Source organism: Qipengyuania sp. MTN3-11 (genome assembly GCF_042851825.1).
GTDB lineage: Bacteria > Pseudomonadota > Alphaproteobacteria > Sphingomonadales > Sphingomonadaceae > Qipengyuania.
In genome coordinates, this window is the sequence record NZ_BTGM01000002.1 from 583734 (window position 1) to 603403 (window position 19670).

At 64.4% G+C, this 19670-nt stretch carries 22 protein-coding genes; 13 read left to right on the top strand and 9 right to left on the bottom strand.

The window, feature by feature from the left end:
* Nucleotides 1-86 precede the first annotated feature (86 nt).
* Entirely contained in the window at nucleotides 87-575 is a 489-nt protein-coding gene (gene gloA / locus ACGHN1_RS10100; RefSeq protein WP_390550815.1) for a lactoylglutathione lyase, read from the top strand.
* On the opposite strand, the gene nth is transcribed toward gloA, so the two are convergent.
* The 6 genes from nth to ACGHN1_RS10130 form a co-directional block, all read right to left on the bottom strand.
* The gene (gene nth, locus ACGHN1_RS10105) at nucleotides 572-1282 is read right to left on the bottom strand and encodes an endonuclease III domain-containing protein (protein ID WP_390550817.1); all 711 of its coding nucleotides are present in this window, start codon (nucleotides 1280-1282) and stop codon (nucleotides 572-574) included. The two genes, gloA and nth, sit on opposite strands and share 4 nt — an antisense overlap.
* Nucleotides 1279-1707 (bottom strand): GNAT family N-acetyltransferase, encoded by a 429-nt coding sequence (locus ACGHN1_RS10110; protein WP_390550818.1) that lies wholly within the window; start codon nucleotides 1705-1707, stop codon nucleotides 1279-1281. The genes nth and ACGHN1_RS10110 overlap by 4 nt, the downstream gene beginning before the upstream one ends.
* On the bottom strand, nucleotides 1704-3278 hold the full coding sequence (gene guaA / locus ACGHN1_RS10115) for a glutamine-hydrolyzing GMP synthase (protein ID WP_390550819.1): 1575 nt from the start codon (nucleotides 3276-3278) through the stop codon (nucleotides 1704-1706). Before guaA ends, ACGHN1_RS10110 begins: the two co-directional genes overlap by 4 nt.
* Before the next feature lie 395 nt (nucleotides 3279-3673).
* Nucleotides 3674-5227 (bottom strand): class I adenylate-forming enzyme family protein, encoded by a 1554-nt coding sequence (locus ACGHN1_RS10120; RefSeq protein ID WP_390550820.1) that lies wholly within the window; start codon nucleotides 5225-5227, stop codon nucleotides 3674-3676.
* A gap of 37 nt (nucleotides 5228-5264) precedes the next feature.
* Nucleotides 5265-5963 (bottom strand): ZIP family metal transporter, encoded by a 699-nt coding sequence (locus ACGHN1_RS10125; protein WP_390550821.1) that lies wholly within the window; start codon nucleotides 5961-5963, stop codon nucleotides 5265-5267.
* Nucleotides 5963-7348, bottom strand: a complete 1386-nt coding sequence (locus ACGHN1_RS10130; protein ID WP_390550822.1) for an L-serine ammonia-lyase — start codon at nucleotides 7346-7348, stop codon at nucleotides 5963-5965. The genes ACGHN1_RS10125 and ACGHN1_RS10130 overlap by 1 nt, the downstream gene beginning before the upstream one ends.
* Before the next feature lie 130 nt (nucleotides 7349-7478).
* Here ACGHN1_RS10130 and gyrB point away from each other — a divergent pair, with 130 nt between their 5' ends.
* The 6 genes from gyrB to ACGHN1_RS10160 all read left to right on the top strand — a co-directional run bounded on the left by gyrB (nucleotide 7479) and on the right by ACGHN1_RS10160 (nucleotide 14758).
* The gene (gene gyrB, locus ACGHN1_RS10135; protein ID WP_390550823.1) at nucleotides 7479-10028 is read left to right on the top strand and encodes a DNA topoisomerase (ATP-hydrolyzing) subunit B; all 2550 of its coding nucleotides are present in this window, start codon (nucleotides 7479-7481) and stop codon (nucleotides 10026-10028) included.
* A gap of 67 nt (nucleotides 10029-10095) precedes the next feature.
* The gene (locus tag ACGHN1_RS10140) at nucleotides 10096-10866 is read left to right on the top strand and encodes a M50 family metallopeptidase (protein ID WP_390550824.1); all 771 of its coding nucleotides are present in this window, start codon (nucleotides 10096-10098) and stop codon (nucleotides 10864-10866) included.
* Nucleotides 10867-11070: 204 nt separating this feature from the next.
* Entirely contained in the window at nucleotides 11071-11766 is a 696-nt protein-coding gene (gene ctrA, locus ACGHN1_RS10145; protein ID WP_390550825.1) for a response regulator transcription factor CtrA, read from the top strand.
* A 149-nt stretch (nucleotides 11767-11915) separates the two neighbouring features.
* Entirely contained in the window at nucleotides 11916-12683 is a 768-nt protein-coding gene (locus tag ACGHN1_RS10150; RefSeq protein WP_390550826.1) for a sulfite exporter TauE/SafE family protein, read from the top strand.
* Between the two features lie 16 nt (nucleotides 12684-12699).
* Complete coding sequence (locus tag ACGHN1_RS10155; RefSeq protein WP_390550827.1) at nucleotides 12700-13401, top strand: tRNA (guanine(46)-N(7))-methyltransferase TrmB; 702 nt, start codon at nucleotides 12700-12702, stop codon at nucleotides 13399-13401.
* 127 nt (nucleotides 13402-13528) lie between these two features.
* A complete protein-coding gene (locus ACGHN1_RS10160; protein ID WP_066558389.1) occupies nucleotides 13529-14758 on the top strand; it encodes a site-specific integrase in 1230 nt (409 codons plus the stop codon).
* Here ACGHN1_RS10160 and ACGHN1_RS10165 read toward each other — a convergent pair.
* Together ACGHN1_RS10165 and ACGHN1_RS10170 are read right to left on the bottom strand one after the other, a co-directional pair.
* A complete protein-coding gene (locus ACGHN1_RS10165; RefSeq protein ID WP_272916381.1) occupies nucleotides 14736-14963 on the bottom strand; it encodes a GDCCVxC domain-containing (seleno)protein in 228 nt (75 codons plus the stop codon). The two genes, ACGHN1_RS10160 and ACGHN1_RS10165, sit on opposite strands and share 23 nt — an antisense overlap.
* Entirely contained in the window at nucleotides 14963-15358 is a 396-nt protein-coding gene (locus ACGHN1_RS10170) for a hypothetical protein (RefSeq protein WP_066558392.1), read from the bottom strand. Before ACGHN1_RS10170 ends, ACGHN1_RS10165 begins: the two co-directional genes overlap by 1 nt.
* Nucleotides 15359-15425: 67 nt before the next feature.
* Between ACGHN1_RS10170 and ACGHN1_RS10175 the strand changes: the two genes are divergently transcribed.
* Nucleotides 15426-15830: a helix-turn-helix domain-containing protein gene (locus ACGHN1_RS10175; RefSeq protein ID WP_066558394.1), complete on the top strand. Its 405-nt coding sequence runs from the start codon at nucleotides 15426-15428 to the stop codon at nucleotides 15828-15830.
* On the opposite strand, the gene ACGHN1_RS10180 is transcribed toward ACGHN1_RS10175, so the two are convergent.
* Nucleotides 15827-17167: an NAD(P)/FAD-dependent oxidoreductase gene (locus tag ACGHN1_RS10180; protein WP_066558396.1), complete on the bottom strand. Its 1341-nt coding sequence runs from the start codon at nucleotides 17165-17167 to the stop codon at nucleotides 15827-15829. The genes ACGHN1_RS10175 and ACGHN1_RS10180 overlap by 4 nt on opposite strands.
* Before the next feature lie 204 nt (nucleotides 17168-17371).
* On the opposite strand from ACGHN1_RS10180, the gene ACGHN1_RS10185 reads away from it, so the two are divergent.
* From ACGHN1_RS10185 to ACGHN1_RS10205, 5 genes are read left to right on the top strand one after another with little or no spacing between them, the layout of a single operon-like run.
* Nucleotides 17372-17731: a helix-turn-helix transcriptional regulator gene (locus ACGHN1_RS10185; protein WP_066558399.1), complete on the top strand. Its 360-nt coding sequence runs from the start codon at nucleotides 17372-17374 to the stop codon at nucleotides 17729-17731.
* Nucleotides 17728-18657, top strand: coding sequence for an MBL fold metallo-hydrolase (locus ACGHN1_RS10190; protein ID WP_066558403.1), 930 nt, complete (start codon nucleotides 17728-17730; stop codon nucleotides 18655-18657). Before ACGHN1_RS10185 ends, ACGHN1_RS10190 begins: the two co-directional genes overlap by 4 nt.
* A complete protein-coding gene (locus ACGHN1_RS10195) occupies nucleotides 18657-19103 on the top strand; it encodes a YeeE/YedE family protein (RefSeq protein WP_066558405.1) in 447 nt (148 codons plus the stop codon). The genes ACGHN1_RS10190 and ACGHN1_RS10195 overlap by 1 nt, the downstream gene beginning before the upstream one ends.
* The gene (locus ACGHN1_RS10200; protein ID WP_066558407.1) at nucleotides 19100-19519 is read left to right on the top strand and encodes a DUF6691 family protein; all 420 of its coding nucleotides are present in this window, start codon (nucleotides 19100-19102) and stop codon (nucleotides 19517-19519) included. Before ACGHN1_RS10195 ends, ACGHN1_RS10200 begins: the two co-directional genes overlap by 4 nt.
* 24 nt (nucleotides 19520-19543) lie before the next feature.
* Nucleotides 19544-19666 carry a hypothetical protein gene (locus ACGHN1_RS10205; RefSeq protein ID WP_267463441.1) on the top strand — a complete coding sequence of 41 codons (123 nt, stop codon included), beginning with the start codon at nucleotides 19544-19546 and terminating at the stop codon, nucleotides 19664-19666.
* The last annotated feature ends 4 nt before the right edge of the window (nucleotides 19667-19670 follow it).

Sequence of the window (19670 nt, forward strand, 5' to 3'; positions counted from 1 at the left end):
CCACCGTCGCTCGGCCCGGCCATTCGGTACTTGAAGGAAGCCGCCGCTTTGGCGACAAGCGGTCAACCTACAAGGAGGCAGGTTCCATGTCCGCCAATCCCCACGGCTTCACGCTCAACCACACGATGCTGCGGATCAAGGATCCCGAAAGGAGCCTGGAATTCTATTGCGGGGTGCTGGGCATGACCTTGCTGCGCAAGGTGGATGTCGAAGCGGGCGAGTTCTCGCTCTATTTCCTCGGTTTCACTACCGCCGAAGACGAGGTGCCGGCCGGCGATGCCGCGGCGACCGAATATGTCTTCTCGCGTCAGGGCGTGCTCGAGCTCACGCACAATTGGGGAACGGAGGACGAGGACGGACCGGTCTATCACGACGGCAATTCCGAACCGCGCGGTTTCGGCCACATCGCGCTCGACGTTCCCGATCTCGATGCCGCGGTATCGCATTTCGACGCGCATGGGGTCGCGTTCCAGAAACGGCCCGAGGACGGGATGATGAAGCACATCGCCTTCATCAAGGACCCCGACGGCTACTGGATCGAGATTCTCAGCGCGCGGACCATGGCGGGCCGCTAGGCGGCGCGGCTCCGGCCGGTCGCGCACAGCGCCTGCGCGGGGCAGGCCGGGCAGTCGGTCGTGGCGGGCCGGCAGGTGGTCTGGCCGACCTTCTTCATCAGCAGGTGATGCTCGTCGAAATCGGCCGCGCTCCACTCGGGCGGCATGGCGGGCATGATCGCATCGAAGGCGCGCGCGGTGTCGGCTTTCGCCGGCACCAGGCCCATGCGCCGCAGGATGCGGGTGTGGTGCCCGTCGAGCACCAGCGCGCGGCGGTCGAGCGTGCTGGCGTTCATCACCCCGGCGGCGATCTTGCGGCCGATGCCGGGAAGCTGTTCCAGCCAACGCATCGCCTCGCCGGTCTCCATCGCTTCGAGATGCGTCAGATCGACCGCCCCGCGTCGGGCGATCAAGTCCGTGAGGCAAGCCTTGAGCCGCTCCGCCGCCATGTTCGGATAGGTCTGGGTGGCAAGCTCGGCCTGCAGTTCGGCGAGCGGTACTCCGGCCACCGCCTCCCAGCTTCCCCAACGCGTCAACAGCCGGTCGGTCGCGGCGTTGGAGACCGGCGACTTGGTCCGCGCGCCGATCACCCCCTGCACCAACACCCACTCGGGCCGCCGCCAGCTCGCCGCCGCGCGCTCGATCCGCCCGAATCGTTGGATCAGCAGCGGCTGGAGGCGGCGGAGGGTATCGGTCCGGGGGTCGGCACCGAGAGCGAGTTGGCTCACAGATGTCGCGCCAACCTGACACTGGTCTTTTCGAAGCCCAGTGCTTCGTAAAACCCGTGCGCCTGTTCCAGTTCGAAACGACTGGTTACCTCGATCAGCGTGCAATCTTGCGTAGTGAAAAGCTCCATCGCCGCGCCGACCAGGGCCTTCCCGATTCCCAGCCCCCTCTGGTCTTCCGCAACCACCAGAACGGTAATCCGGCCTATGGGGTGTTCGCGGTGGGCGGGATGCATGCGGGCGAGCCCCATGCAGCCCGCCACGCCTCCCTGCAATTGCGCGACCAGCGTCATATCGCCGCCCTTCTCGCCGCACTTCAATCTATGAGCGATCGCGGTGCTGTCCGAATCGAACCCTATGCTTTGAAACAGCGTCGCCACGGTCGAATAATCGCCATTGGCAATCGGACGAATGCGGAGCCCGCTCATTCCCACTCGATCGTGCCCGGCGGCTTGCTGGTGTAGTCGTAGACGACGCGGTTGATGCCTTTGACCTCGTTGACGATGCGGGTGGCGCAGCCGGTGAGGAAGGCCGCATCGAACGGATAGACGTCCGCCGTCATCCCGTCGGTGCTGGTCACCGCGCGCAAGCCGCAGACGCTGTCGTAGGTGCGATAGTCGCCCATCACGCCGACGGTCTTGACGGGCAGCAGCACGGCGAAGGCCTGCCAGATCGCGTCGTAGAGCCCGGCCTTGCGGATCTCGTCGAGATAGATGGCGTCGGCCTTGCGCAGGATGTCGCAGCGTTCCTTGGTGACCTCGCCGGGGATGCGGATGGCGAGGCCGGGGCCGGGGAAAGGATGCCGGCCGACGAACACTTCGGGGAGGCCGAGCTCTCTTCCCAGTTCGCGGACCTCGTCCTTGAACAGCTCACGCAGCGGCTCGACCAGCTTCATGTTCATCCGTTCGGGAAGGCCGCCGACATTGTGGTGGCTCTTGATCGTCACCGAGGGCCCGCCGGTGAAGCTGACGCTCTCGATCACGTCGGGATAGAGGGTCCCTTGCGCCAGGAAGTCCGCCCCGCCGATCTTCTTCGCTTCCGCTTCGAACACGTCGATGAAGGTCTTGCCGATGAATTTCCGTTTCTTTTCAGGGTCGGTTTCGCCCGCGAGGCCGGAGAGGAATTGCTCCTCGGCATCCACATGGACCAGCGGGATGTTGTAGTGATCGCGGAACAGGGTGACGACCTGTTCGGCCTCGTTCATTCGCATCAGCCCGTGGTCGACGAAGACGCAGGTGAGCTGTTCGCCGATCGCCTCGTGGATCAGCACCGCGGCGACGGCGGAATCGACGCCGCCGGAAAGCCCGCAGATCACCTTGCGATCACCCACTTGATCGCGGATCTCGGCGATCTTGGTCGCGCGGAATTCGGCCATCGTCCAGTCGCCCGCGAGCCCGCAGACATGGCGTGCGAAATTGGCGATCAGCTTCGCCCCGTCGGGGGTGTGGACGACCTCGGGGTGGAACTGAGTGCCGTAATATTTGCGCGTCTCGTCGGCGATGACGGCGAAGGGCGCTCCGTCGCTGGTGGCGACGATCTCGAACCCTTCGGCAAAACGCGTGACCTTGTCGCCGTGGCTCATCCACACCTGGTGCCGCTCGCCCTCCTGCCACAAGCCGTCGAACAAGGCGCAGCTCTTGGTTACGGTGAGGAAGGCCCGGCCGAATTCGCCCCCCTCCCCGGTCTCGTGTCCGGGGCGGACCTCCCCGCCGAGCTGATGCGTCATCACCTGCTGGCCGTAGCAGATCCCGAGGATCGGCAGCCCGCTGTCGAACAGGCATTGCGGCGCGCGCGGGCTGTCCGCGTCGGGGACGCTGGCGGGGGAACCCGACAGGATGATGCCCTTGGGCTGCATCCGCTCGAACGCCTCCTGGGCCGTGGTGAAGGGCGCAATCTCCGAATAGACCCCCGCCTCGCGCACGCGGCGAGCGATGAGCTGGGTCACCTGGCTGCCGAAATCGACGATCAGGATGGAATCGGGAAGATGCTCCGGGGTCATGGCCGGCAGGCGATAAGCGCTCGCCCCCGGGGGTCAATAGGCGACCCTCGGCCGGCGATGGGAACGGCTCGCTCGAGCGCTCCGATAGTCAGTTGCGCTTTATGCAATGGCTTTTGGCGTTATGTCACTTTCGTTCGCTTCCGAGCAACATTATTAGGGTCTCTGCAAGCCGGCGGTGCACTCCTCCCTAACCGCCGGAACCAACAGGAGAAGCGACATGCGTTTTGCAGTCCACGTCCTGGCCTTCCTTGCGGCGAGTGCGGTCAGCACGCTGATGCTGTCCCCCGCAATCGCGTAACCGCCCGCCCGCAAGGCGATATGGCAGCGAGTAGAGACGCGGCCGCCGATACCTCTCCCCCAATCCCCTCGGCGCCCGCGTCTCGAAAGCGCATATCTCAGGCCGGAAGATCCTGCCGCGCCGCCATTTCGCGCAGCTCGCTCTTGAGCAGCTTGCCGATATGGCTGCGCGGCATTTCTTCGATGGCGTACAGCGCCGACAGGCGCTGGGTCTTGCCGAGCCGCGCATTGACGGCGGCGAGGACAGCCTCGGGCGAGCGCGCATCTTCGCGCAGACGGACGAACCCCAGCGGGGTCTCCCCCCATTGCCGGGAGGGCACGCCGATCACCGCGGCTTCCAGAACATCCTCTTCCTCGAGCAGCGCATTCTCCAGATCGACCGGGTAGATGTTGAAGCCGCCGGAGATGATCATGTCCTTGGCCCGGCCGACCAGCTCGACGAAGCCATCCTCGTCGATCCGCCCGATGTCGCCCATCCGCTGCCACGTCTCGCCGGTTTCGGGATCGGTCCAGTAACCCTCGCGGGTCTGGTCGGGCCGGTTGCGGTAGCCGCTCATCATCGTCTGGCTGCGGCCGATCAGATGACCCGGCGTGCCCGCCGGAACCTCGCGGTCCGCGTCGTCGACCACCTTCAATTCGCTGCCCGGCGCGGGCCGGCCGACGGTGTGGAGCTTGTCGGGAAACTCGTGCGCCGCGAGCAGGCACACCACTCCGCCCTCGGTCATCGAATAGATTTCCACCAGCGCGCCCGGCATCCTTGCCAGCACTTCGCGCTTGAGTTCGGCCGAAAAGGGCGCCGAGGTGCAGTATTTGATCCGCATCGCGGAAAGGTCGAACGCATCGAAACGCGGTTCGTCCATCAGCCGCTGGTACTGCACCGGCACCAGCATCGTCAGGGTCGTGCGATCGGCCTCGGCATGGCCGAGCCACCGGACGCAATCGAACTTGCCCATGATCCGCACCGTTCCTCCGGCGAGGAGCGGGGCGAGGAAGGCGACCATGGTGGTGTTCGAATAGAGCGGGGTCGAGGCGAGCGAGCGCACCGGGAGCTCCGCTTCCAGCCAGCTCGCCGCGGTGAAAGCGAACTGCCGCCAGCGCATCCGGTGCGAATGGACGATCCCCTTGGGCGTGCCGGTGGTGCCCGAGGAATAGATGATGTTGAACGGATCGCCGGGCTCGGGCGCATGCGCCGGGGCGCGCGAGCCGGCGGGTGCCATCCAGTCATCCAGCGCCTCGTCGAGGACGATCCGGTCCATGCCGGCAAAACAGTCCTCGCCGAGTTCGGCGAGTTTGGCCCGGTCGACGAAGATGTGCCGCGCCCCGCTGTCCGCCGCCATCGCTGCCAATTGTTCCGCGCTGGCGCTGGTGGTCAGCGGCGCGGCGACGCCCCCGGCGCGGACCGCGGCGAGGAACACCAGCGCATAGGCGATGGAACTGGTGCCGAGGATCGCCACCGCCTGTCCGCGTTCGAGCCCGTCCGCGGCCAGCCGGGCGGCGATCCGCTCGATCCGGTCGTGGAATTCGGCCCATGTCAGCGCGCCCGCTTCGTCCTGCAGAGCGAGAGCATCGGGCTGCGATCGCGCCCAGCGGGCGAGGATGTCGTGGTAGGAGCCGAAAGGCCGGGCGAGGTCCGCGGGCGTGGGTGCGTTCATCGCGTCACCCTATCGCGGCCTGCCGCTCTGTCGAGCCCTACCCGCCGCCGAGGTGGCCGAGCACCAGGGCCAGGATCACCCCCAGCGCGGTGGCGACGCCGGCAAGGTGGCTGTCCTCGCGAAAGGCCTGGGGAAAGACTTCGGTCGCGAGGCTGGCGACCACGGCGCCGGCGGCGAAGCAGCGGATCACCGCCAGCGTCCCCTCGCCCACTCCCGACAGCAGGAGATTGCCGGCGATGGCGGCGGCCGACAGCAGCGCCGCGGTCCCGGCCCAAAGCGCGATTACCTTGCCCTTCGAATGCCGGCCCTCGGCCATCGCCCGCGCACCGCCTGCCGCTTCGGGCAGGTTCGATAGCAGGATCGAGCCGGCGAGCGCTGCGACTTCCAGCCCGCCCGCCCCGATCAGTGCCACACCGAGCGCGAGGTTTTCGGGAATCCCGTCGAGCGTGATCGCGGCGAGCAGTCCGCCTCCCGAATCGGAACCCCATTTCTCGTCGATCCAGTAATCCGCGATGGCGAAGACAACCGCGCCGGCCGCCACCCCGAGCATGGCATGGAACACGCTGCTTTTCTGGATCGACGGCTCGATCAGCTCGCTCGTCACCGACAGCAGCAGGGCGCCCCCGGCGAGCGCGACGAGGAAGCCTTCGAGACGCTTCGGCAGCTTGCCGTAGATGCCCCAGGCCGCGCCGGCGACGAGCGCGCCCGAGACCACCAGCACCACGGCGAACAGCATCAGCACTCGATCACGTTCACAGCCAATCCTCCCTGGCTGGTTTCCTTGTATTTGGTGCTCATGTCGAGCCCGGTCTGGCGCATGGTCTCGATCACCTGGTCGAGGCTGACGAGGCTTTCCGCACCGGTCCGGTGAAGCGCCAGGCGCGCGGCGTTGACCGCCTTGACCGCGCCGATGGCGTTGCGCTCGATGCAGGGCACCTGGACCAGTCCGCCGACCGGATCGCAGGTGAGCCCGAGATTGTGCTCCATGCCGATCTCCGCCGCGCTGGCGATCTGCACGCTCGTCGCGCCCCACAGCGCGGCGAGCCCGCCGGCCGCCATCGAGCAGGCCACGCCGACCTCGCCCTGGCAGCCCATTTCCGCGCCCGAGATGCTCGCCCGCTGCTTGTAGAGCAGGCCGATTGCCCCCGCCGTCAGAAGGAAAGTGCGGCGCTTGTCGCGGCAGGCCTCTTCCTCGCCGGTCACGCAGTAGAAGCGGATCACCGCCGGGATGATCCCCGCCGCGCCGTTGGTGGGCGCGGTGACGACCCGGCCGCCGGCGGCGTTCTCCTCGTTCACCGCCATGGCATAGCAATTGAGCCAGTCGAACAATTGCTCGCGCTCGTTCGATTGCGGGCTGGCGGACAGCTTGTCCCACAGATCGGGGGCGCGGCGCGCGACCTTGAGGCCACCGGGCAGGACGCCGCGCTGCGACAAGCCGCGGTCGATGCACTGGTCCATCGCCGCGGCGATCCGGTCGATCCCTTCGAGCGTTTCCTCGCGCGGGCGAAAGGCATCCTCGTTGGCAAGGACGAGATCGGCGATCGCGAGCCCGGTCCGCTCCGAGGCGGAGAGCAGCTCGGCGGCCGATCCGAAATTGTACGGGACCCGGGTTCCGGCATTCACCCTGTCGTTCTCGGGCTTGCGCCGAAGCTGCGCCTCGGAGGCGACGAAGCCGCCGCCGGTCGAGAAATAGGTGCGCTCGAACAGGGTCTCGCCGTCCGCATCGCGCGCGGCGAGCCGCATGCCGTTGGGGTGAAGATCGGGGATGATGTGTCCGGCGAGATCGATGTCGCGGGCGCGATCGAAACCGATGAGCACCTCGCCGCCGAGCGGCAGACGTCCGGATGCGGCGATTTCCGCGAGCGCCTCCGCCGCCTCGTCGGGGTCGGTGCGGTCGGGGCGGAAGCCGGCGAGGCCGAGCATGGTCGCGTCCACCGTGCCGTGGCCGACCCCGGTCAGCGCCAGCGACCCCTGCAGCTCGACCGCGATGCGCGAAGTCCGCTCCAGCATGCCCCCCTTGGCCAGCGCCCGGACGAAGGTGCGGGCGATCCGCATCGGCCCGACCGTGTGCGAGGAGGACGGGCCGATGCCGATGCGGAAGATGTCGAGGATCGAAAGCATGCAAGCCCGGCGATGGGCCTCATCCCCGGCGAAATCAACCGATTGCGGGCACAGCCGCCCGATCCTCGGCCCCGGGGAAAAACCCGCGGGATTCTTTGGCATTCGAGCCGCGAAACCCTATATAATCGCCATGGACGAGAACAGCACCGAGACGCCTGAAAACGGCGCTCCCGACACCAAGCGGCGCGGCGAATACGGCGCGGATTCGATCAAGGTCCTCAAGGGGCTGGACGCGGTCCGCAAGCGCCCGGGCATGTACATCGGGGATACCGACGACGGCTCGGGCCTCCACCACATGGTGTTCGAGGTCAGCGACAACGCCATCGACGAAGCGCTGGCCGGCCATTGCGACCTGGTGCTGATCGAGCTCAATCCCGACGGCAGCGTCTCGGTGGAAGACAACGGCCGCGGTATCCCGGTCGACATGCACAAGGAAGAAGGCGTGTCGGCGGCCGAGGTCATCATGACCCAGCTCCACGCGGGCGGGAAGTTCGAGAACACCAGCGACGACAACGCCTACAAGGTATCGGGCGGGCTCCACGGGGTCGGCGTGTCGGTGGTCAACGCGCTATCCGAATGGCTGGAGCTGGTGATCTGGCGCGATGGCAAGGAGCACTGGATGCGCTTCGAGAACGGCGATGCGGTCGAATCGCTGCGTGTCGTCGGCGATGCCCCGCCGGTCGCCTCCAACGGCGACGATAACGGCCTGAAGAAAGGCACCCGGGTGACCTTCAAGGCGTCCGAGGAGACCTTCAAGAACGTCACCGAGTTCGATTTCGACAAGCTCGAGCACCGCTATCGCGAGCTCGCCTTCCTCAATTCGGGCGTGCGCATCCTGCTGCGCGACAAGCGGCACGAGGAGCCCCTGGAGCACGATCTGTTCTACGAGGGCGGGATCGCCGCCTTCGTCCGCTATCTCGACCGCAACAAGCAGGCGCTGGTCGGCGAGCCGATCTCGGTCTCGGCGGAGAAGGACGGGATCGGCATCGACGTCGCGCTCGAGTGGAACGACAGCTATTACGAGAACGTCCTCACCTTCACCAACAACATCCCCCAGCGCGACGGCGGCACGCACCTCGCCGCCTTCCGTGCCGCGCTGACCCGGACGCTCAACAATTACGCCGCGGCTTCGGGCATGATGAAGAAGGAGAAGGTCAGCCTTTCGGGCGAGGACATGCGCGAGGGCCTGACCGCGATCGTCTCGGTCAAGCTGCCCGATCCCAAGTTCGGATCGCAAACCAAGGACAAGCTGGTGAGTTCCGAGGTTCGCCAGCCGCTCGAATCGCTGATGGGCGAGAAGATGGGCGAATGGCTGGAAGAGAACCCCAACGATGCCAAGGCGATCATCCAGAAGGTGATCGACGCCGCCGCAGCGCGCGAGGCGGCCCGCCGGGCGCGCGAGATGAGCCGCAAGGGGGCGATGAGCGTCGCCTCGCTGCCCGGCAAGCTCGCCGACTGCCAGGACCGCAACCCCGCCAATTGCGAACTCTTCCTGGTCGAGGGCGATTCCGCCGGCGGTTCGGCCAAACAGGGCCGCGACCGCAAGATCCAGGCGATCCTTCCGCTCAAGGGCAAGATCCTCAACGTCGAGCGCGCGCGCTTCGACCGGATCATCTCGTCCAAGGAAGTCGGCACGCTGATCCAGGCGATGGGCACGGGCCTGCGCGACGAGTTCAACCTGGAAAAGCTGCGCTATCACAAGATCGTGATCATGACCGACGCCGACGTCGACGGCGCACACATCCGCACGCTGCTGCTGACCTTCTTCCACCGCCAGATGCCCGAGATCGTCAAGGCCGGGCACCTGTTCATCGCCCAGCCGCCGCTGTTCAAGGTGAGCAAGGGGCGCAGCGAGGTCTATCTCAAGGACCAGGCGGCGCTCGACCGCTACCTCGTCGATGCCGGCCTCCAGGGTCGCACGCTGGAGAGCGCCGAGGGCAGCCTGCCCGAACGCGCGGTGCGCGAACTGGTCGCGCATGCGCTGCGCATCCGCAACCTCGTCGCCTTCGTGCCGCGCAAATACGATCCCGCGATCGTCGAGCAGATGGCGCTCGCGGGCGCGCTCGACCCCGCCCTCGATCGGTCCGCCCGGCTCGAAGCGCTCGAACTGGCGGCGCGCCGGATGCAGGCCGGCGATCCGGAGGCCCGCTGGTCGGCGCGGCTGCGCGACGACGGATCGGAGGCGGTCCTGTTCGAACGGCTGTGGCGCGGCGTCACCGACGTGCACGAGATCGAGGCCAAGTTCCTCGACAGCGCAGAGGCGCGCAAGCTGCATCGCCTGGCCGCCGAACAGGCGGAATCCTACGCCGTTCCCGCGCGGCTGGTGAAGGCCTCGGCCGCCGCCGAAGCCGATGCGGACACCGAGACGCCCGAGGGCGACGATGCCCCCGCCGCAAGCGACGAGGACGCCATCTCCCGGCCGACCCAGTTGCTCGCCGCGGTCCTGGCGGCGGGTCGCAAGGGCCTCTCGATCCAGCGCTACAAGGGCCTTGGCGAGATGAATGCCGAGCAATTGTGGGAAACCACGCTCGATCCGGAAAATCGCGCCCTGCTGCAGGTCAAGGTCGAGGATGCCGACGTTACCGACGAGATCTTCACCCGGCTGATGGGCGACGTGGTCGAACCGCGCCGCGAGTTCATCCAGGACAATGCTCTCAATGTCGCGAACCTCGATGTCTGACCCAGTCGGCCATCGCGGATCGCCCGGGGCGCTCGGCGTCTCCGGTCCGGATGTCTGACCGGCAGCGATGGCGAAGGTCCCGCGCCCTTCCACCCAGTCGGAACAGGTCGGCCGCCTGATCATCGCCGCGGCGCTGGTGCTGTTCCTGCCGCAGCTGCCGCTCGGCAATTATCTGCTCTATCCCTTCGCCATCCTGACCACGTGGTTCCACGAGATGGGGCACGGCGTCGCAGCGATGGCGGCGGGGTGGGAATTCGAGCGGCTGATCCTGCTGCCCGACGGATCGGGCATCGCGGAAAGCCATTCCTACGGCGAGCCCGGCCGCCTGTCGCAGGCGCTGGTGGGCGCCGGCGGTCCGCTGGGCCCGGTGGTGGTGGGCGCGCTGCTGATCCTCGCGTCCGCCCGCCACCGGCTGTGGCGCCCTGCCCTGTACACGCTTGCCGGGGCCATCCTCCTGTCGGTCCTGATCTGGGTGCGATCGGCGACGGGGCTGATCGTGCTGCCGCTGGTGGCCGCCGGGATCGGCGCGATCGCCTGGCGGGGTAGAGACGGGTTTGCGCGGTTCGCACTGCAGTTCCTCGGCGTACTGGCCGGGCTGAGCATGCTGCGCGACTGGCATTACCTCTTCAGCGAAAGCGCGATCATCGGCGGCCGGCCGATGCTCTCCGACACCGGAGCGATCGAGCAGGCGCTGTTCCTGCCGCACTGGTTCTGGGCCATCGCGATCACCGCGCTGTCGGCGCTGATCCTGGGCAGCAGTCTGAAATACGCCCTGCGGGAGGAAGGCTCCGCCGTGTCGCAGGCCCCTGCGGATCACGAGGCGAAATTCTGGCAGTGAATCCATCCAGTGCCAGCTGTCCGCCGCCAGCCGCGGGTGTATCGGCGTGAACGAGGTGAGTCCCGCCTGCAACAGGCAAAAAGCAATGGCGGGCTTTACCCTCCGTTAACCTTTTCCCTTCAGATGTCTTGTGGTTAATGATGCGCAACGTTCCTTACCGGAATGTTGCCGGGGGTAACTGTCGGGGCCAACAGGGGAAAACCGATGCGCGTATTGCTGATCGAAGACGAGCCGACCACCGCCAAGGCGATCGAGCTCATGCTCACCACCGAAGGGTTCAACGTCTATTCGACCGATCTTGGCGAAGAGGGTTTGGACCTCGGCAAGCTCTACGATTACGATATCATCCTGCTCGATCTCAACCTGCCGGACATGCATGGTTACGACGTGCTCAAGAAATTGCGCGTCGCCAAGGTGCAGACCCCGGTGCTGATCCTGTCGGGCATCGCCGAGATGGATTCCAAGATCCGCAGCTTCGGCTTCGGCGCCGACGACTACGTGACCAAGCCCTTCCACCGCGACGAGCTGGTGGCGCGCATCCACGCGGTGGTGCGCCGGTCCAAGGGCCACAGCCAGTCGGTCATCCGCACCGGCAAGCTGGCGGTGAACCTCGACGCCAAGACCGTCGAGGTCGATGGCGCGCGGGTGCATCTGACCGGCAAGGAATATGCGATGCTCGAGCTGCTTTCGCTCCGCAAGGGCACCACGCTGACCAAGGAAATGTTCCTCAACCACCTCTACGGCGGGATGGATGAGCCCGAACTCAAGATCATCGACGTGTTCATCTGCAAGCTGCGCAAGAAATTGAGCCATGCCTGCGGCGGCGAGAATTACATCGAGACCGTGTGGGGCCGCGGCTACGTCCTGCGCGATCCCGGCGAGGAGGCGCAGGCCGCCTGACCCGAATCTTCACCGGACGGGGCCGGTAGGATCGCCCGGAGGCCACAGGCTTCCGGGCGATCTGCTTTGGCGAGCGACGGATTTCGCTCGCGGACTAAAGCGAATCGCCGTATTTGCGAGGGGCAACCTGCAAAAGGCGATCTTTCGGCATGGAAGTGTTCGGCGTCGATCTTACGGGGTTGCTCCCCTTCATTCTGGTCGGTTTCGCCGCGCAGATCGTCGACGGTGCGCTGGGAATGGCCTTCGGGGTAATCACCAACACGCTGCTGGTCGGCATGCTGGGGGTGCCCCCGGCGCTCGCATCGCAGCGCGTCCACGTGGTCGAATGCTTCACCACCGCGACGTCGGGCATCAGCCATCTGCTGAACGGAAATATCGACCGTGCGCTGTTTTTCCGCCTGCTGGTGCCGGGAGTCGTGGGCGGCGTCACGGGCGCTTATCTGCTGAGCTCGATCGATGCCGCGGCGGTCAAGCCCTTCGTTCTCGCCTATCTGACAGGGATCGGCATCTACCTTCTGGTGCGCGGACTGCTCTATCCGCCCAAGCTGCGCGCCGCCAAGCACGTGGCACCGCTGGGACTGCTCGGCGGCTTTCTAGACGCGGCGGGCGGTGGCGGATGGGGGCCGGTGGTGACCAGCAATCTGCTGATCCAGGGCGCGGAACCGCGCAAGGTGGTGGGCACGGTCAACACGGTCGAGTTCTTTCTGACCGTGGCGATCTCGGCGACCTTCATTTTCCATCTCGGCATCGTCGATCTCGCGGGAGCGACCGCCGGTCTCCTGATCGGCGGCATCGTCGCCGCTCCCTTCGGCGCCATCGCCGCGAAGCGTTTCAGCCCCAAGGTCATGCTGATCCTCGTGGGCGTGGTGCTGACCGCCACCAGCCTCTACGGCATCTGGACGGCCGTCGCCGGTTAGCGCTACGGGGCGCGCCATGACGGCATTCAAGGAAGGCGATCCGACCACGCTCGGCCGGCTCTACGGGCGCAGCCAGGGCAAGCCGCTGCGCGCGCACCAGCAGAACCTGGTGGACGCGCTGCTGCCGCAGATAGCGGTGCCCGAGGAAGGCCCGGTGACGGCCGAGCGGCTGTTCGGCCGGCCCCTCCCTCTCCATTTCGAGATCGGCTTCGGCGGGGGCGAGCACCTCGCCCATCGCGCCGACCTCTTGCCCGATCACGGCTTCATCGGGGCCGAGCCCTATCTCAACGGCGTCGCCCAGTGTCTCGCGCATATCGAAGAGCAGCGGCTGGCCAATGTGCGCCTGGTCCATGGCGATGCCCTGCAGGCGCTCGCGCGGGTGCCCGATGGCGCGCTGAGTATGCTCTACCTTCTCCATCCCGACCCCTGGCCCAAGAACAAGCACGCCAAGCGCCGGATGATGAACGATGGGCCGGTGCGGATGTTCGCGGACAAGCTGAAGCCGGGCGGCGAGTTCCGATTCGGCACCGATCACCCCGTCTATCTGCGCCACGCGCTGATGGTGATGCGGCGTTTCACGGACGAGTTCGAATGGCTGGTCGAGGGGCGGGGGAGCTGGGAGAACCGGCCCTCGGGCTGGTGCGAGACGCGCTACGAACACAAGGCCCGCACCCAGATGGGCCACGAGGTCTGGTACTTTAGATTTAGACGACGCTAAAGTGCGAAATCCTTGTAAAACAATGTACTTAGCTGAATCCTCCTACGCTGGCATTGCCTCCATTTCGCTCCTTTTTCCGCTTGCGTGATTACCCGGTGATTGCCAGAAGAAGGACACGAGGTTCCGGATGGCAACAGGAAAAATCACGAAAAAATCGATAGATGCGCTCGAGGCTAGCAGCTCGAGCCAATTCGTTTGGGACACTGATCTCAAAGGTTTTGGCGCCAAGATTACGCCTTCAGGAAATATCTCTTACGTCCTTCAATTCAGGATGGGCGGGCGCGAGACAATCGCACGGCGTTATACGATCGGCGCACATGGGTCTCCGTGGACACCTACGACGGCCCGCTCGGAAGCCGAACGCCTTCTCTTGCTCGTCGGCCAAGGCGTCGATCCAGTGGAGGCTGAAAAGCAGAGGCGCCGTGAGGCCGTCGATCTCGCCTTCGACAATTACGCGCGGCATTTCACCCATTCCTGCAAAGGCGAGGGATGGAGACGTCTGGTCGAACGAGTGGTCAGGCTTCATCTTGAGCCGGTTCTACGCAAGAAGCCGCTGCCTTCGATCACCAGGGCAGATATCGTATCCGTTCTCGACCAGATGCCGGAAGAGCAGGTCGCCAATCGCCGGAACGTATTTGCAGTGATGCGCCGTCTGTTCCGCTGGGCTATCAGTCGCGGCGATCTCGATCGCAGTCCGATTGAGGGCATGGAGACGCCGCCGCCGGTAAGGCCGCGGGATCGCTGGCTTTCTGACAAGGAGCTGCGCATGATCTGGTATGCCACGCCCGAATGCCATCCCTGTTTCGGGCCGATTGTCCGCTTATTGATTTTGACCGGACAGCGCCGCGAAGAGGTTTGCGGGATGCACTGGCAGGAGCTCGACAGAGCAGAAAGACTATGGACCCTGCCCGGCCGGCGCACGAAAAACAGAGAGTTCAACACCATTCCATTGAACGAACTCGCCATGATCGAGCTCGATCGGTTGGCAGGTGGAGGGAAATGGCCGCGCAAGGGCAGAGTGTTTGCGACTGCAAGTGGAGCGGGCTTCACCGGCTACCATAAAGGCAAGATGAAGCTGGATAGCGCCATCGAGGAAGCCGAAGGCGAACCTTTGCCTCCCTGGCGCCTTCATGACTTGCGGCGGACGCTCGCAACGAATTTCCAGCGCTTAGGTGTAAGGTTCGAGGTTACCGAGGCGGTATTGAACCATGTAAGCGGTTCACGTGCGGGCGTGGCGGGAGTTTACCAGCGCCACGATTGGAAAGACGAAAAACGCAATGCCCTTAATGACTGGAACAAGCATCTCGTGTGTGTCTTGCGTGATGCGACCACCACTACTGCGGTAGACAGCAGGTAGCACCGTCACCATCTTCCCACGCTTCCTGAATCGGGGGGCATGGGGCATCGCCATAAGAGCAGAATACACAACAGTCTCCTGCCAATGGCTGCAGTCTTTTCCGGCAATGCTGGCATTCATAAAAGAACCAGCATGCGTTGGTCGGCATGGTTTCGGTGGTGGCCGCTTGGCAATGGGGGCACGTGATCGTCGAAACAATCTGCATCAGGCTCCTCCAAGCGCACGCATCAGCGGTTGTTCAATAAAGCCCCATAGCGCAGACAGGACGATCATCGCGGTGGCAATCAGCAATGTCAGTCGCGCAGCGCTGCTGCGAGCAGGTTTCTCACAGCCATCAGCACTGCAGATGCGCAGTTGGCGCACGTGAAGGAACCACCCAAAGGCCACGATTAGGAAGGCTGCGATTGTGAGCGGCAAGTGGTAGGGAACAAACCATGCGAGCCCGCCAGCACCGAGCCCGACAGCAACGAGGACCAACGGCAGGACGCAGCAGGCAGCCGCAGAGAGAAGCGCCCCTGCACTCGCCAGCATTCCAACGCCAGCAACCCCGCGATCGCTTACGCTTTTCGCCTCACCGTATTGGACAGCCTGCTCGGTCATCTTTGCCTCCGCTCGATTCGAACTGTATGTACGTCCTGTAGTAGATATAGGTTCAAGGAGATTCGGCGTGGGCCGCCTGTCGATAGGTGAATTGGCGCGCAAGACGGGCGTCCATATCGAGACGATCCGGTATTTCGAGAAGATCGGAATGCTCGGTGCGCCGGATCGTACAGCAGGCGGACACCGGGTTTTCGACGATGGGCACCTCCGCACGCTCAAATTCATCAAGCGGGCGCGCGAGCTAGGCTTTGCGCCGAAGGAGGTGCGGACACTTCTGGACCTGGGCGGTCCTGCCGAAGCATGCTGCGACGAAGTGCGCGAGATTGCAATTCATCACCTCGAAGAAGTACGGCGCAAGATCGACGATCTCACTCGCCTGGAACGGCATCTTACCGCTACCGTCGAGCAGTGTTCGGGCGGTCATGTGCCCGACTGTGCAGTCATCGACATGCTGGAGACCGCTCGGCCCTAGACCATGTATCCGATGTCAGACGCGCCGGTTGGATAGGCGAACATTGTAGTCTTCAGATCGTCCGCGGTGAGCCCATGGCGGATCGCCAGTCCGAAAATATTGATGGCCTGGTCTGCGCCGGGTCCGACGAGGTGCGCGCCCAGTATTGTCCCTGTCTCCTCTTCGATTAGTGTCTTGTGCCCGTAGACAGGTTCGGCGACCCGCCTGGCGGTGAACCACTGAGAGGTCCGCTCGCACTTTGTCCGGAATCTCAGCCCCGCCTCATTCGCCTCTGCCTCGGTGAGGCCAACGCGGGCGATAGGCGGAAGAGTGAAGGCCACGCTCGGCGCCCCTTTGTAATCGGGTTCGCGGTGATTGCCTTCGACTAGATTGGCCGCGACAACTTTTGCATCATGGCTGGAAACGGGGGTGAGTGGCGGCCCGTTCGAGGCAGCATCTCCGGCAGCGTAGACGGCCGGATTGCTTACGCTCTGCAGAAATTTGTTCAGCTTCGGCTTTCCATGTTCGGCTGCGATCCCGGCCTTTTCGAGATCGAGCCGCTCGATGGCGGGAGCCCGTCCTGCCGCATGAACGACAAGATCGGCGACGACTTCGATCGGGCCGCCCTTGCCATTCGCATGAACCACATATTTTCCGCCCGATCTTCGAATGGCATCGACCGCCGTATCGGTAATCACTCGCACACCGATCCGGTCGAACGCATCCATGAGCCAGTTCACAAGTTCGGGTTCGAACTGCGTCAACATGCGCGGTCCCCGCTGAAGGATCGTGACCTCGGCTCCCGCACGGGCAGCGATATGGGAAAACTCGGCAGCGATATATCCGCCCCCGACCAGAACGATGCGCTTCGGCAGCGAAGGCAGTTCGAGAAAGCCCTCATTGTCGATCAGGTGCTCTTCGCCTGGGATGGCTAGAGGTATCGGTCTGGCTCCCGACGCGATCAGGATTTTGCGGTATTCGATTTCATAGTCGCCTACGGAGAGCTGATTTGGCCCGGTGAATTTTGCCGTACCATGCAAGGTCACGATGCCGGCCTCTTCATACCGCCGCTCGTGCTTTTCAGGCACAGGGTCGGTAAAGCTGCGTTTGAACCGGATAAGGTCGGGCCAATCGATGCGCAGATCCCCCTTCACCCCGTGACCTGTCATGCGCTGTTTCGCGTCGATCACTTCTGCGTCGGCCACCAGCATTTTCTTGGGATCGCAGCCGCGTAGCGCGCAGGTGCCACCGAATGGCTTCTCGTCGATAACCGCGACTTTCCAACCCGCCTTCGCAACGCGCAGGGCGCAAACCATGGCTGCCGTCCCCGTACCGATTACCATCAAATCGTAGTTCATATCGATTCTCCTGCCCGGTCAATGAAGCTGGAGTGGCTACGGGTTCCGACGCCGCCATCGAAAAATCGTGTCGCACGAAGCGCCCCCGTGAACACAGATGGTCGGTTGCAGAAAATGACTTCCCTACCGAAGCGAGGCGGATACCCCTCCCTCTTGAAAATACATTAGATTATTATAAATTAGTGAATACTAACGGAGCAAATCATGAGCCACAATGGGTCTCCAGATACGGATTTCACGCGGCAGGCCGGCGAGGCCAGCCGCCTGCTGAAATTGATGGCCAACGAGTCGCGCCTGCTCGTTCTTTGCTTCCTTGCCGAGGCTGGCGAGCTGTCCGTCGGCGATCTGGCGCAGAGCGTCGGGCTGAGCCAGTCCGCCCTGTCGCAACACCTCGCAAAATTGCGCGAAGACGATCTCGTCGCGACCCGCAAGGATGCCCAATCGGTGTTCTACCGTGTGTGCGACCCGAATGCGCAGCGGGTTCTCGAATTGCTGCACGACATCTTTTGCCCCGAGCTTGGCCAATCCCCCCAGCCGAGCGGCGACGCCGGAGAAACACTATGAGCGACGACACGAATATCGAAAAGGCCATCGAACAGGTGAACGATGTGCTTGCGGGCGATCTGCGAGCACCGCACGTCAAGGCTTTCTTCCACGAGCCGACCTTTACCGCGACCTATGTGGTCAGCGACGATCAGACCAAGCGCGCGGCCATTATCGACAGCGTCTGGGATTTCGATCAGCCTTCGGGCCGCACCAGCCTGGAAGCGGCGGACGAAATTATCGACTATGCGCGCGATGCAGGTCTGACCGTCGACTGGGTCCTGGAAACTCACGCCCATGCCGATCACCTTTCCGCCGCGCCCTATCTGCAGGAAAAGCTGGGCGGCGAACTGGCCATCGGCCGCGAAATTGTGACCGTGCAGGGCGTGTTCGGCAAGGTGTTCAACGAAGGCACCGATTTCGAGCGTGACGGATCGCAATTCGACCGGCTGATGGAAGATGGCGACGCGTTGATGATCGGCGATATTCCGCTGATCGCTCTTCACGTGCCCGGCCATACCCCAGCGGACATGGCCTATATCATCGGCGATGCGGCCTTTATCGGCGATACGATGTTCATGCCCGATTATGGCTCCGCCCGGGCCGATTTTCCGGGCGGCAATGCGCGCAAGCTGTACCGCTCGGTCCGCCGGCTGATGCGCCTGCCGGACAAGACGCGGGTGTTCCTGTGCCATGATTACAAGGCGCCCAATCGCACGGAATTCGTATGGGAGACCACCATGCTCGCGCAGCGCACAGCCAATGTGCATCTTCACGAAGATGTGGATGAGGACCAGTTCGTCGAGATGCGCACCCAGCGCGATGCGACATTGGAAATGCCGCGCCTGATCCTGCCCGCCATCCAGGTGAATATGCGCGGCGGCCATCTGCCGCCGCCCGAAAGCGACGGCACGTCTTACCTCAAGATGCCGGTCAACAAGCTGTGATGCTTCCCGGATTTCCCGATGCCGCCCCGCTCGCCGGATTGCTTGGTGGAGTGCTGATCGGCCTGGCCGCCGCGCTGATGTTGCTGGGTGCAGGACGAATTGCCGGCGTGTCCGGCATCGCCGCGCGCGCCTTCGGTATCAGCGGGGACGGTATGCCCCGGTCCGGTGCGTGGGCGTTTGTTGTAGGCCTGCCACTCGGCGCCTTGCTGGTTGCCTGGACTACCGGCGGTATCGAGGCCAGCTTTGCCGGGTACCTTCCACTTGTGGCGGCGGGCCTCCTGGTCGGCATCGGCACGCGCATCGGCAGCGGCTGCACCAGCGGCCACGGCGTATGCGGTGTCAGCCGGCTTTCGCAGCGCTCGATCGTCGCCACGGCAACCTTCATGGCAGCTGGTATCGCAACCGTCGCCATCATGAATGCATTGGGGCTGGAAGTGCTGTCATGACCCGCTCGTGGCTAGTGGCTCTCCTGTCAGGCAGCCTGTTCGGTGCCGGGCTGGCACTGGGCGGCATGGTCGACCCAGCGCGTGTGCGCGGCTTTCTCGACATATTCGGGGACTGGGACCCCACCCTCGCGTTTGTGATGGGCGGCGCGGTTATCGTGATGGCGATCGCCTGGCGGATTCAGGCGCGCATGGCGCAGCCTTTGATTGGCACGACATTCGCTCTTCCCGACCGGACCGACCTGACCCCCCGCCTGATCGGCGGCGCGGCGCTGTTCGGCACCGGTTGGGGGATTGCAGGCCTGTGTCCCGGGCCGGGCTTTGCAGCGCTCGTCATCGAGCCTGCAAAGGCAGCAGTCTTCGTGATGGCTATGCTGGCCGGAATGCTGATCTTTCGCTTGATGGAACCCCAGTCATAAAGCGCTGCAGGAGTAGTCGAAGCTATGGCCGAGCCCAGCCTGCTTGCGCGCTATCTTCCCATTCTCGGATGGGGACGAACCTACAATGGCTCGGTTCTGACGAACGATCTCGGGGCGGCGGTGCATTCGGTTCGATGGGCACGTTGAAAGC

Excerpts from the sequence above, each read along its gene's own strand:
- ACGHN1_RS10160 (WP_066558389.1), top strand. The coding sequence starts at position 13,529 with ATGGCAACAGGAAAAATCACGAAAAAATCGATAGATGCGCTCGAGGCT.
- gyrB (WP_390550823.1), top strand. The coding sequence starts at position 7,479 with ATGGACGAGAACAGCACCGAGACGCCTGAAAACGGCGCTCCCGACACC.
- ACGHN1_RS10170 (WP_066558392.1), bottom strand. The coding sequence starts at position 15,358 with ATGACCGAGCAGGCTGTCCAATACGGTGAGGCGAAAAGCGTAAGCGAT.
- ACGHN1_RS10200 (WP_066558407.1), top strand. The coding sequence starts at position 19,100 with ATGACCCGCTCGTGGCTAGTGGCTCTCCTGTCAGGCAGCCTGTTCGGT.
- ACGHN1_RS10150 (WP_390550826.1), top strand. The coding sequence starts at position 11,916 with ATGGAAGTGTTCGGCGTCGATCTTACGGGGTTGCTCCCCTTCATTCTG.
- ACGHN1_RS10155 (WP_390550827.1), top strand. The coding sequence starts at position 12,700 with ATGACGGCATTCAAGGAAGGCGATCCGACCACGCTCGGCCGGCTCTAC.
- ACGHN1_RS10130 (WP_390550822.1), bottom strand. The coding sequence starts at position 7,348 with ATGCTTTCGATCCTCGACATCTTCCGCATCGGCATCGGCCCGTCCTCC.
- ACGHN1_RS10185 (WP_066558399.1), top strand. The coding sequence starts at position 17,372 with ATGAGCCACAATGGGTCTCCAGATACGGATTTCACGCGGCAGGCCGGC.
- ACGHN1_RS10195 (WP_066558405.1), top strand. The coding sequence starts at position 18,657 with ATGCTTCCCGGATTTCCCGATGCCGCCCCGCTCGCCGGATTGCTTGGT.
- ACGHN1_RS10125 (WP_390550821.1), bottom strand. The coding sequence starts at position 5,963 with ATGCTGTTCGCCGTGGTGCTGGTGGTCTCGGGCGCGCTCGTCGCCGGC.
- ACGHN1_RS10165 (WP_272916381.1), bottom strand. The coding sequence starts at position 14,963 with ATGCAGATTGTTTCGACGATCACGTGCCCCCATTGCCAAGCGGCCACC.
- ACGHN1_RS10180 (WP_066558396.1), bottom strand. The coding sequence starts at position 17,167 with ATGAACTACGATTTGATGGTAATCGGTACGGGGACGGCAGCCATGGTT.
- ctrA (WP_390550825.1), top strand. The coding sequence starts at position 11,071 with ATGCGCGTATTGCTGATCGAAGACGAGCCGACCACCGCCAAGGCGATC.
- ACGHN1_RS10110 (WP_390550818.1), bottom strand. The coding sequence starts at position 1,707 with ATGAGCGGGCTCCGCATTCGTCCGATTGCCAATGGCGATTATTCGACC.
- ACGHN1_RS10205 (WP_267463441.1), top strand. The coding sequence starts at position 19,544 with ATGGCCGAGCCCAGCCTGCTTGCGCGCTATCTTCCCATTCTCGGATGG.
- ACGHN1_RS10190 (WP_066558403.1), top strand. The coding sequence starts at position 17,728 with ATGAGCGACGACACGAATATCGAAAAGGCCATCGAACAGGTGAACGAT.
- ACGHN1_RS10120 (WP_390550820.1), bottom strand. The coding sequence starts at position 5,227 with ATGAACGCACCCACGCCCGCGGACCTCGCCCGGCCTTTCGGCTCCTAC.
- guaA (WP_390550819.1), bottom strand. The coding sequence starts at position 3,278 with ATGACCCCGGAGCATCTTCCCGATTCCATCCTGATCGTCGATTTCGGC.
- gloA (WP_390550815.1), top strand. The coding sequence starts at position 87 with ATGTCCGCCAATCCCCACGGCTTCACGCTCAACCACACGATGCTGCGG.
- ACGHN1_RS10140 (WP_390550824.1), top strand. The coding sequence starts at position 10,096 with ATGGCGAAGGTCCCGCGCCCTTCCACCCAGTCGGAACAGGTCGGCCGC.